Annotated in this window: 9 protein-coding genes; 7 read left to right on the top strand and 2 right to left on the bottom strand. The window is 53.7% G+C overall.

Features of this window, described 5'->3' with window-relative positions; genetic code table 11:
- The first annotated feature begins 2 nt into the window (after positions 1-2).
- The 4 genes from RSX24_RS15020 (at position 3) to glsA (ending at position 4051) form a co-directional block, all read left to right on the top strand.
- A complete protein-coding gene (locus tag RSX24_RS15020; protein ID WP_343261043.1) occupies positions 3-935 on the top strand; it encodes a LytR/AlgR family response regulator transcription factor in 933 nt (310 codons plus the stop codon).
- Positions 936-1061: 126 nt separating this feature from the next.
- On the top strand, positions 1062-2351 hold the full coding sequence (locus RSX24_RS15015; RefSeq protein ID WP_343261042.1) for an L-lactate MFS transporter: 1290 nt from the start codon (positions 1062-1064) through the stop codon (positions 2349-2351).
- Positions 2352-2560: 209 nt separating this feature from the next.
- Entirely contained in the window at positions 2561-3049 is a 489-nt protein-coding gene (locus RSX24_RS15010) for a GNAT family N-acetyltransferase (RefSeq protein ID WP_343261041.1), read from the top strand.
- Between the two features lie 54 nt (positions 3050-3103).
- A complete protein-coding gene (gene glsA / locus RSX24_RS15005) occupies positions 3104-4051 on the top strand; it encodes a glutaminase A (RefSeq protein WP_236416389.1) in 948 nt (315 codons plus the stop codon).
- 368 nt (positions 4052-4419) lie between these two features.
- On the opposite strand, the gene RSX24_RS15000 is transcribed toward glsA, so the two are convergent.
- Both RSX24_RS15000 and RSX24_RS14995 read right to left on the bottom strand, forming a co-directional pair.
- Positions 4420-4758: a YolD-like family protein gene (locus tag RSX24_RS15000; RefSeq protein ID WP_236416387.1), complete on the bottom strand. Its 339-nt coding sequence runs from the start codon at positions 4756-4758 to the stop codon at positions 4420-4422.
- Complete coding sequence (locus tag RSX24_RS14995) at positions 4755-5999, bottom strand: DNA polymerase IV (RefSeq protein ID WP_343261040.1); 1245 nt, start codon at positions 5997-5999, stop codon at positions 4755-4757. The genes RSX24_RS15000 and RSX24_RS14995 overlap by 4 nt, the downstream gene beginning before the upstream one ends.
- A gap of 888 nt (positions 6000-6887) precedes the next feature.
- On the opposite strand from RSX24_RS14995, the gene RSX24_RS14990 reads away from it, so the two are divergent.
- The 3 genes from RSX24_RS14990 to RSX24_RS14980 are packed head-to-tail and all read left to right on the top strand — an operon-like array spanning position 6888 to position 11777.
- Positions 6888-9113, top strand: a complete 2226-nt coding sequence (locus RSX24_RS14990) for a hypothetical protein (protein ID WP_343261039.1) — start codon at positions 6888-6890, stop codon at positions 9111-9113.
- A 32-nt stretch (positions 9114-9145) separates the two neighbouring features.
- Positions 9146-10354, top strand: a complete 1209-nt coding sequence (locus RSX24_RS14985) for a HEAT repeat domain-containing protein (RefSeq protein ID WP_343261038.1) — start codon at positions 9146-9148, stop codon at positions 10352-10354.
- A gap of 22 nt (positions 10355-10376) precedes the next feature.
- Entirely contained in the window at positions 10377-11777 is a 1401-nt protein-coding gene (locus RSX24_RS14980) for a glycosyltransferase family 2 protein (RefSeq protein ID WP_343261037.1), read from the top strand.
- Positions 11778-11784: the final 7 nt, after the last annotated feature.

Raw genomic sequence — 11784 nt, 5'->3', positions numbered from 1 at the left:
ACATGAGAGCACTCATTGTTGAAGATGAAATCCCCGCTAGCGAGGAACTGAATTACCTGATACGCGCGCATAGCGACATTGAAGTGGTGGACTGCCTGGAGGATGGGCTGGATGTGCTGAAATTTTTGCAGGAGCAGGAAGTGGATGTCATTTTCCTCGATATCAACATTCCGTCCCTGGATGGCATGATGTTGGCCCACCACATCGGCATGTTTGCCCGAAAGCCCTACATCGTATTTACCACGGCATATAAGGAGCATGCGGCAGAAGCCTTTGAGCTGGAGGCCTTTGATTATATTCTGAAACCGTATGATGAGAAGCGGATTGCTGCCATGTTGAAGAAATTAGAGGCTGCTTTTCGACGGGACCATGCAGAACTAGGCGCGGGTACAAAAACCTCGGAAACCGTGGAATCCGGATATGCACAAATCGCGAGTCAAACGGCCTCGAATGTACATGCTGTCCCAATGAAGGCTGTTGAAGGACAGCCAAACATGGAGCACCCTGGCATCGGCGGACATGTGGGGGAAGGGGGGACGAGTTCCGGAGAAAAGCATGCTGGAACTGGAACGCATTCCGCTGCTGTACAAGGCACGAGCGTAACAAGCGGCAAAATCAATTTGCTGCGCAATGACAACATCATCGTCACGGATCCGGCGGACATTTATTATGCGGAAGCGCAAGAGAAGGTCACGAAGGTGTATGCCAAAAGCGGGGAGTACACGATGCCTGTCAGCATTTCGGATTTTCACGCACGTTTGCCTCAGGAAATGTTCTTCCGGTGCCATCGCTCGTATTTGGTCAATCTGTCCCAGATTCGCGAAATCGTGCCCTGGTTCAACAATACGTACCTGCTTCGCTTGCGGGATCTGGAGGCCGAAGTTCCGGTCAGCCGCGGAAAGGTCAAAGAATTCAGGCAGCTCATGCGTATTTGACGGCAATTCATTCCGCATTTGATGCAACTCATGCCGAAATGGACGTTATGAATCCCCTTTCATGTATGATGGGTTTGTAAAGGAAAGGTATTCAGAGAAGCAGACGTCCATAAAGGGGAGATCATCATGAATGCGGCTATTTCATCCGGAGCTAAATCCGACACTACAACAATCAACGTGAACCGGTGGCTCATCGTGCTTGGCACCATCATTGTACAGATGGGACTGGGAACCATATACACTTGGAGTTTATTCAACCAACCGCTGGCCGATCGCTTCGGCTGGGATGTCAGCTCGGTTGCGATTACGTTTTCGATCACCAGTTTTGCGTTGGCATTCGCAACCTTGTTTGCCGGCAGACTGCAGGAACGAATGGGATTGAGACGACTTATCCGCATCGCCGGGGTAGTGCTTGGGCTGGGACTTATGCTTAGCTCGCAAGCGAGCTCGTTGACGCTGCTTTATATTTTGGCCGGTTTCGTGGTCGGTTTCGCCGACGGTACGGCCTACATTACGTCGCTGTCCAATCTGATCAAATGGTTTCCCGAGCGCAAAGGACTCATTTCGGGAATCTCGGTGGGTGCTTTCGGCACGGGAAGTTTGCTCTTCAAATACGTGAACTCGGCGCTGATCGGTTCGGTTGGTCCCGCGCAGGCATTCATGTATTGGGGAATCATCGTTTTGGTGCTGATCGTGGCAGGTTCGTTCCTAATTCGGGAAGCCGTTATGCGTGAGCAGGGTTCTGCCGACACGGCCCAAGGAACGGCACAGGTGAATGCGCGCCATCAATATACGGTGAAAGAAATGCTGCGTACGAAAGAAGCGTACATGTTGTTCGTCATCTTTTTCACGGCTTGCATGAGCGGCCTGTACCTGATCGGCATCGTCAAAGACATTGGCGTACAATTGGCCGGGCTGGACGTGGCTACTGCGGCGAATGCGGTCGCGATGGTCGCGATTTTTAATACCGCTGGACGCATTATTTTGGGGGCGCTTTCGGACCAAGTGGGGCGCATGAAAGTCATTGCCGGTGCTTTGCTCGTGACGGCCATCGCCGTTATGACGTTAAGCCTGGTTCCATTGAACTTTGGCATCTTCTTTGCCTGCGTGGCAGCCGTGGCCTTCTGTTTCGGCGGAAACATCACCGTCTTCCCAGCCATTGTGGCTGATTACTTCGGGCTGAAGAATCAAAGCAAAAACTACGGCGTCATCTACCAGGGGTTTGGTTTTGGCGCACTGGCCGGGTCGTTCATTAGCGCCATGCTGGGCGGATTTCATCTGACGTTTATCGTCATTGCCGTACTTTGCGCCATCTCGCTGCTGCTTGCGCTGATCGTTACGCCTCCGGGCCAAAGCCGCCGTATGAGACAACGCGAACGGAAAATGAGCTTTAATCCTTCTTCCCGGGCGAGTTGAAGATACTATCCAAATCATCGATTCGGCAAAATAGAGTCAAACAGATATAGATCGTATGAAAGAAAACAGGCGGCTTCGCATGAGGCCGCCTGTTTTGCATGCCGTATCCAATTTCTTTTCTCCGGGCGTGCACGGATGATATGGCATCTGATATACTCTATCTACATCATCGCAGTACGGGTTTGTGTCTGTACAAAAGGAGGACATAAATGAAGTTCGTCAAATATGCCGCATCCCATTTCGATGACTATTACGCGCTTGTCTCCAATATGGAAGTCATGAAACAGATCACGGAGTGCACGACGCCCGAACCCGAAGCCCGAACGCAGTTCGCGCAGATGCTTGATTATAATGCCGGGCATATTGGCGGATATTATCGGGTAATGGATACTGCCGGAGTCGTTGTTGGTTATGCGAAACTGATTCCGGATGCAACCGATCCGGCACGGGCCGAGTTGGGTTACATGATTTTGCCGGAGCACTGGGGAAAAGGGTATGGCACCAAAATTGCTGCACGCCTGATTGAGCAGGCTGCCTTAGAATATAGGCAAATTGGCGTATTATACGCCATTATTGATCCTTCGAACGCAGCTTCGCGCCGTATTTTGACGAAACAGCAGTTTGCTTCAGTGTGGGTGGGCGATTACGACGGTCTCCCGGGTGAAATATTGGAATTGGATTTGACACGCCAAAGATAGAGATAACACCAGATCTAGAGCGTGATACATAGACATCAGAAGGAGTTGGAGGAGATGGAAGTGAGCAACACAACGATGGAACGCTTGAATCTGCTCTTGCCGGAATGGTTGGAGACCAGCCGCTTGCATACAGGACAAGGGAAAGTCGCCTCGTATATCCCCGAGTTGGCCAAGGCTTCGCCTGACGGTCTGGGCATTCATATCATGGACGCCGAGGGCCGGAGCGTGTCGGCAGGAGATTGCGGCGTGACGTTTACGATGCAGAGCATTTCCAAAGTGTTTACCTTGATTCTGGCCTTGATGGACCATGGAGAAGAGGCCGTCTTTTTCAATGTGGGCATGGAACCTACCGGAGATGACTACAATTCGATGATCAAGCTGGAGCTGGTCGAACCCGGCATTCCGTTTAATCCGCTGATTAACGCCGGTGCCATTACCGTGTCTTCTCTCGTCGCCGGGGATTGCAAAACGGAAAAATCGCAGCGCATTTTGGATTTTTTCCGGAAATTGGCGCATAACGACCGGCTGGGCTACGACGAAGCCGTATTTCAATCCGAGTCGGAAACCGGACATCTGAACCGGTCGCTCGCCTACTTCCTGAAGCATAACGGCGTGCTTAAGGACGATGTGGAAGATGTGCTGGCCGTGTATTTCCGCCACTGCTCGATTGAGGTAACCTGTACGGATTTGGCCCGCATGGCGCTGGTGCTTGCTTATGACGGAACCGATCCCATTAGCGGGGAAGAACTGATTCCGCGCCGTTATGTGCAAATTGCCAAAACGTTCATGACCACCTGCGGCATGTACAACGCGTCCGGCGAATTTGCGATTCAGGTCGGATTGCCGGCCAAAAGCGGGGTGTCCGGAGGCATTCTGACCCTGGTTCCAGGGCAATTCGGCATCGGTCTCGTAGGTCCTGCACTGAACCGGAAGGGCAACAGCATCGCGGGCGTACATTTGTTGGAACGCTTGTCGAAGGAATTTCAGTGGAGCATGTTCTGAATGAAGCCGAGCTGAAGCCGTAACTTTATCATTACCCTTGGTGGCAGCCTGCAAAACCGTCACGGACCAAATTGCTTCTTTCGAACGAGCGATGGATGCCGGTGCAGGGAGCAGGCTGTGACACATCAAAGGTTTGGCATGCTAGGCACACGGTCCTGCAAGCCGGGCATCAGGCTTCTTATATATTGCAGTTACTGCCATCATTCCATCGCGACCCGTAACCCGGCCTTTTTCATTCCTCGTTCGACCGCACCTTCTCGATGACCGCATCCGGTTTCCGGATCAAGGTCGAGCCAAGTCCAAGTACCTACGGCCCATCTTCTTCAAAGCAAGAACCTGTTTCCTGATTACGGAAGAGATGGATGCGTCTAGTCCGCCAGAGCAACATCCGTAATGAGATTCATCTGCACATCACGCATCCCGTCTTCCGTCTGCATGCGGAGCGTACGTGCAGGACGGTCCAAACGAACGACCTGACCGGTCACGCGCACATCGTCGTATTCGTGGAACAAGGTGATCGTGATTCGGTCTCCCAGCACCATGGAACTGCTAAGCAAACGCGACATTTCCTCGGCCGCCTGCATATCGAGGGAAGGACGGCTGCGGGGAGCAAGGCGCTCCTGATGCAAAATATAGGCCTCCCGATGTTCGGGAAGCATCATGCGCGAAGATTCGAATAACCCGTTATGCTGTAATTTTTTGCTCATTTGTAATGACCTCCGATTTTGTGGGCACGATCCTGAGCCTGCCCGGATGCATTCAGCGAGGAAGCACGCATGATGGCGGTGTCCCCGAATTTGCGTTTGATGCCGTCCGTGGCCCGTTCCAGTTCCCGCTTGCGATCCCGTCCATCGAACCAGGAGAGCTGTACTTCGGCATCCGACATAAGACCTGTCAAGGATACGCCGATGCGGCGGATGGGCAGACCGTCCCAGTGGCGCAAGAAGAGTGCGGCCGCAGCATCATAGACTTCGTCCGTGATGTTGGTGGGCTCCCCCACCTTCATTTGGCGGGAGAAACCGGTGGGCCGATCGAAATCATGCCCCCGGCAGCCGACCGACACAACCTGCCCCATGAGCGCTTTGTCCCGGGCACGCCTGCATACCAGTTCGGCTAATTCGAGCAGCACGACCTTAATATCCGCCCAAGTATCGTAGTCCCGGGGCAGCGTCATTTGGTGGCCGATCCCTTGCTGCTGATGGGCATAGGTTCCTGGCCTTACGGGCGAATCGTCGATGCCGCGGGCAACGCGCCAGAGCACCTCGCCGTTCACTCCCCAGCGTTCCCTCAGCCGGGGCAAAGGGGTCTGCGCGAGGTCGCCAATCGTATGAATGCCCATGTTGTACAGATGCTTCGCCATTCGGGAGCCAACCATGAACATGTCCCGGACGGGTTTAGGCCATAACAGTGCCGGCATATCCTTCCGGGGCAGGGTGCAGATGCCGCCAGGCATTTTTTTGGCGAAAAGGTCGCAGGCCATCTTGCTCACGACCTTGGTATCGCTGATGCCGATGCGAATCCGTACGCCCGTCTCATCCATGACCCGTGCCTGAATGCTGCGGGCAATCGTTTCCGGGTCGCCGAACAAGTCCAGACTTCCGGTGACATCCAGAAACTGTTCATCAATGCTGTAGGGCTCGACCAGGTCGGTATAGGACTGCAGAATGTTCGTAATGTGCAGCGACACCCGAATGTATTCGGCCATCCGCGGGCGGATGACGACGACGTCCGGACACTTGGCCAAGGCTTCGCCCAGCCGTTCGGCCGTCGTAATGCCGTACGACTTGGCGAGAGGGCAAGCTGCCAGAATGATGCCCGAACGGCGGGCGGGGTCACCCGCTACCACCAGGGGACGGTCCTTATATTCGGGATGTGCCGATTTCTCAACGCTGGCATAAAATGACTGGCAGTCGGCCAGCATAATGACAGGCCCCTTTTGGCGTTCCATGCGATTCTCTCCTTTGTCCATTGGTGGGCAGGATATTCCGAATGAACATCGGGCCTGCAGGATCGCGGCGTCTTTAGACGTGCGAACAGTGTAGTATATGATCATTTATCCATAGTATAGAACAAGTGTTCTCTTTTTATAAGCATATCCGAGAATGCTTCTTGCGACAACCGGAATTATTTGCAAATGGGAAAGGGGATGGGCAGAAGAGCGAAAACGGAGAAATATAGGGAATAAGAAGTGCATTTTTACATTATATGTTATCTATCTGTGACCTCTGGGCGATGTCTGGGCGGTCGTTTTGATGTTTGTAAAGAAATATGATCAAGGGCACGGTCCCATAGGGGGACTGATGTCCTTTTTTTCATTTTCTGCTCTTTTCAGAAAACCTTGATGCCATGCGGTTTTCCGCTGCTGCGTTATCGGACTATAGTATCAATTTTGTAATCTTTATGGTTAATACTGTAAAAATAAAGCGCAACTTTACAACATGACAGGCGTTTAATGGGGTAAGCGTTCAAGATTGACGTCAGCTTCAACCCGCCATACACATAACATCCTCGGGCGGGGACACGGCTGAAAGAAAAGATGTGGACGGGTGCTCAATCGCGGCGATGCATGCTTTGTTTTCATGAATGGTGCAGGCTTCTAAAAACGCTCAATTACTTGATTTTTTGAGAATAATAGGCAAAATGTTTCATTTTCAGGTTTGCTTCCATCAGCCTAGTTACAAAAGCAGAGTCTTGGCGCTATAGTGAGACTACACCGCAGACATCCCGAACGATGTCAACGAGCATGAATGCGAGAAATTCCGCGTTCCTCCTGGTTTCTGCAAAAAAAGAGGCGTGAGGATAAATTGCATAATAGTGAGGTGGGCAATCGAAGGCCATGAGCAGACGAAGACGAAAGCGCTGGATGCTGACGTTGCTGGCTGGGACGGCAGTGCTGGCCGGCGGAGTGCTGGCAGGCTGGCAGTTTATGCAGCCCCGGCTCGCGACGTACACGGCGGAGAATGGTGCGGAAATGAAGTTCAAGACCGAGGGAGCCAAGTTCATGGAGTATGGCCAGGATGGCATATGGCGGGAAATGTTCGTCAAAGGCGTGAATTTGGGCGCAACGTCGCCGGGCCATTATCCGGGAGAGTTTCCGCTGACCAAGGAGGATTATCAGAGGTGGTTCGGGCAGATTCAGGAGCTGGGCGCCAATGTGATCCGGATTTATACGGTCCATGAACCGATTTTTTACTCGGCTTTGGTCGATTACAATCGCGGCCGCGAGCAACCGTTATATTTTATACAGGGCATATGGTCGCCGGAGGAGCAGTTGATCGAGGGCAAGGACGCCTATGCCGACCACATCGTGCAGACGTTCAAACAGGAAATCGAAAAGGCGGTTTCCGCCGTTTACGGAGATGCGGACGTTCCCGAGAAGCAAGGGGCTTCGAGCGGGGAATATACGGCCGATGCGGGGAAATATTTGATGGCCTGGCATGTGGGCACGGAATGGGACCCGACCATGGTGGAGAATACCAATGCCAAGCATGCGGATGTTCCGCAGTACAAGGGAGCCCAGTTTGCGGGCACGGCGGATGCTTCGCCGTTCGAGAACTGGTTGGCTGAACTGCTGGATTACACCGCCGGATTGGAGAAAACATACGGCTGGGAACATCCGGTCACCTTCACCAACTGGGTGACGACCGATGTGCTCGAACATCCGGGAGAACCGTTGTACGAGGAGGATCTTGTCAGCGTGGATGCCCGCCACATTAAGCCGGTGGATTGGCAAGGGGGATATTTCGCGGCGTACCACGTGTATCCGTATTATCCCGATTTGTTCCATACGGATCAGACGCTGCAGACCATCAAGGATGAAAACGGGGAGTACAATACGTACAAAAGTTATTTACGCAAACTGAAAGCCGAGTTTTCGGATATGCCTGTAATGATTACAGAATACGGCGTTCCTTCCTCGCTTGGCATTTCCCATCTGGGCATGGGCGGAAGGGACCAAGGGGGACACAATGAGACCGAGCAAGGCGAGATCGACGCTTCGCTGACCCAGGATATTTACGACGAAGGGTACGCGGGAGCCATCTTGTTCATGTGGCAGGACGAATGGTTCAAAAAAACGTGGAACACGATGCCGTTTGAAATTCCGGCGGATCGGCGCGCGTATTGGCTTAATGTACTGACCAACGAGAAGATGTTCGGCTTGCTCGCCATGGATCCCGGCAAACAGGATCGATTGACCATCGACGGCAAGCTGGATGATTGGGACGCGCTGCAAGAAGGCGAGGTCAACGTTTGGCAGGGCAAGGTGGAAGGCATTCAGCAAATCCGAATGACCCATGACGAAGCCTACCTGTACATTGGCGTGACGCTGGACAAGCCATTCGATCCGAAGCAAACGCTGCTCCGTCTTGGCACGAACACGCTGACCGGCGGCAATCAGCCAGGCAAGCGCCTTCCGGGCCGGACGATGAGCGACGGTCTGGAAACGGTGATCACGCTGGGCAAGGATGACGAATCCGAAGTGGAAATCGCGCGGGACTATGATTTCAACAGGCGCTTGTACGGGAAAGACGGCTACAATATGCTTCCCAAGGAAGAGGAGTTATCCGATGATCCGTTTCAGCCTTGGAAACTGGCGGTCAGCCTGACCATGACTCCGCCCGATACACGATCTGCACATCCGTTCCTCGATGCCGAGGTGGGCATATTGAAACGTGGCACCAACGCTCCAGGCCAAGCGGACGAAGATTCGCTAACCGCTTGGCAGTATAGCGGGAACCAGGTGGAAATGCGAATTCCGTGGCTGCTGCTCGGTTTTGGCGATCCAAGCTCCCTGCAAGTCATCCAATACGGACCGCTGCCGGGAGGAAGAACATTTGAGACGGAAACGACCCAAGGCATCACCATCGTTCCATGGTTGACGGATCGTGCCACCGGAAAAGTTGCATGGCCAGGCGGTGAGAAAAATACGCTGGATTTACGGACGCTGCCGGTCTACAGCTGGAAACCGTGGGAACAAGTAAACTACAGCGAACGCCTGAAGCTGAGCTATGATGCCATGCGGGAACGCTTCGAACAAATACCTAGTTTTCAAGGCGAATAACTAAGAAAAAAGAATGAGGAGGGCTTTGTCACATGTTTTCGAATCTGGCTTTGGCCTACCTGTTTCTATACATTTGTGCGGCGCTTGTCGTGATCGGGGTCATTCTGCTGTTTGCGATGAAAATATCCCATAACGGCAAAGTGCGCAAGGCGCAGTACTATGAGCAAAAGCAGCGCGACTACTTCGCGTATTTGCAGGCAGCGCTGGCGGAACAACGTCCGCTGCGTTTGCCGCCAGGCAAACTGGCTCCGCTCGAAAGGCGGGTGATTCAAAACAGGCTCATCGAATGGATCGACCAGTTTAAAGGCGAGTACCGCGACAAGCTGATTGCATTGTGCCGGGAAGCCGGCATGGTGGAACAGGATTTGAAGGAGCTCGGCAGGCTGCGTTACGGACGCCAGATCGATGCGGCATACCGTCTGGGCGGCATGCGCTGTCCCGAGGCGGTGCCGGGTCTGATGGAACTGCTCCGGGACGAGAAGCCGGGACCGATGGCGATTATGATCGCCCGCTCGATCGCAAGATGTTCCGCACGCCAGGGTGAACTGAAGGAGATGCTGGAGCTGCTGCTGACCAAGGGCAAATCGATTCACCACCTGGCGGCGGATATCTTGCTGGAAACCCGTCTGGACCCCAGCAAACTGTTGATCGAGCTGCTTGAATCGGACAAGCCGGATTTTGTGAAGGTAGGCCTTGTCGCCATGTGGGGACAGGCAGTACCGGAAGTGATGCCTGCGCTGGGCAAGCTGGTCGGTGCGGAGCATCAGGACGTGCGTGCCGAAGCGGTGAAGCTGTATCTCAGCGCAAGTCCGACGTTAAGCGATGAAACCATTCTCCGGCTGATGCAGGACGAGAGCCCGGAAGTGCGCGCCGAAGTGGCGCAGGCGCTTGGTTCCAAGCATGCCGCGGGCAGCATTCCATTGCTGCGCAAGGCGCTGCGCGACGAAGACTGGGGTGTGCGTCATAACAGCGCGGAGAGCCTCGGCAAGTTGGGCGAACCGGGATTCGAGGCGCTGTGCCAGGCGGCCATGCATGGAACGGGAGCCGAACGCGAGATTGCCAAACAGCACGTCGAGAGCATCATGCAGCATCCCGGACCCGGCGATCGCGGCGTGGAGCAGATGATTGCGCATAACCAAAAACGACTGTTGTACGAGCGGTATTTTGGTCCCATGAAAGCCGGCAGGACAAACAAGAAACGCGCAGGCGTAGCCGCGTTAGGAGGGGATTACACTGCTTAGGGATCTGCTGTTCATTTACGGCATGGTGGCGATTTATTACGTCGTCTTTGTCAATACGCTTTATTTTTCGATTATGGCCCTGTCATTCCGCAACATCTGGACCATCTTCAGACGATCGAATTATTCGAAGTACAACACATTGTCCGGTTCGCAGCTGGTGCCTTCCGTTTCTCTCCTGGTACCGGCATACAATGAGGAACTGACGATTATCGAAAACGTAAACTGCCTGATGACGCTTAATTATCCGACGTATGAGGTCATCGTAGTCAATGACGGTTCCAGCGACAATACGCTGAAGCTGCTGCTGAAAGAATACAAGCTGAAGCCGATATCCAATGCCCAGGTTCGGGGCAAGATTCCTTGCCAGCCGATTCGCGGCATCTATCACAACCCCGAGTTCCCGGGCCTGTACGTCATCGACAAAGAAAACGGAGGCAAGGCCGATTCGCTGAATGCGGGCATCAACTTGTCGCACTATCCGCTCATTTCTTCCATCGATGCCGACTCCTTGCTCGAAAAGGACGCCCTGATTCGCATGGCGCGCATGTACATGGAGAATCCGGAAGAAACGGTGGCCATCGGAGGCGATGTGCGCATCGCCAACGGCTGCAAAATCGAGAACGGGGCCGTGCAGGACGTTTCGCTGCCGCGCAAAATGTGGCCGATGTTCCAGTCCATCGAGTATCTCAAAGCGTTTTTGGGAGGCCGGATCGGCTGGAGCCATATCAATGGCCTGATCATCGTCTCGGGAGCCTTCGGCCTGTTCCGCAAGGATTACGTCATTGCCGTCGGCGGATATCGCGACGGGTACCCGGGCGAGGACATGAACATCATTATCAAGCTGCATCGCTACATGCTGGAAAATAAACTGAAATACCGCGTGGCGTTCTGTCCCGAGGCCGTTTGCTGGACCCAGGCGCCGGATTCTTACCGGATCCTGTCCAGCCAGCGTAAGCGTTGGGGACGCGGAAATCTCAAAAACATGCTGGAAAACCGCGACATGCTGTTCAATCCGAAGTACAAGGTGATGGGACTCATCACGATGCCGTATAACGTCATTTTTGAAGCGCTGAACCCCTACTTCCGGATTACCGGTTTGCTGGCACTGGTCGGATACGTGCTGCTGGATATGACACAGTGGCCGATCCTCGTATTGTTCGGTGCCCTTAACCTGGTGAGCGGTTATCTGCTGAGCATCGGGGCGCTCATTCTGGAGGAGATCGCATTCAGACGTTACAACAAGCTGTCCGATCTGGGCAAGATGCTTGTATTCTCGGCCTTGAAGTTCGTCGGTTACCATCAGCTCGGCGTGTTGTGGAGATTGCAGGGACACATCCAGTTTTTGCAAAACAACAACTCCTGGGGCACGATGACGCGTCAGAGCTGGTCCGAAGAAAGCAAGGACACAACCGAAGCGGCTTGAGCTCGCG

Origin of the sequence: Paenibacillus hubeiensis, from assembly GCF_032334105.1 — a bacterium.
GTDB lineage: Bacteria > Bacillota > Bacilli > Paenibacillales > Paenibacillaceae > Paenibacillus > Paenibacillus hubeiensis.
This window is presented reverse-complemented; position numbering and strand designations above follow the sequence as displayed.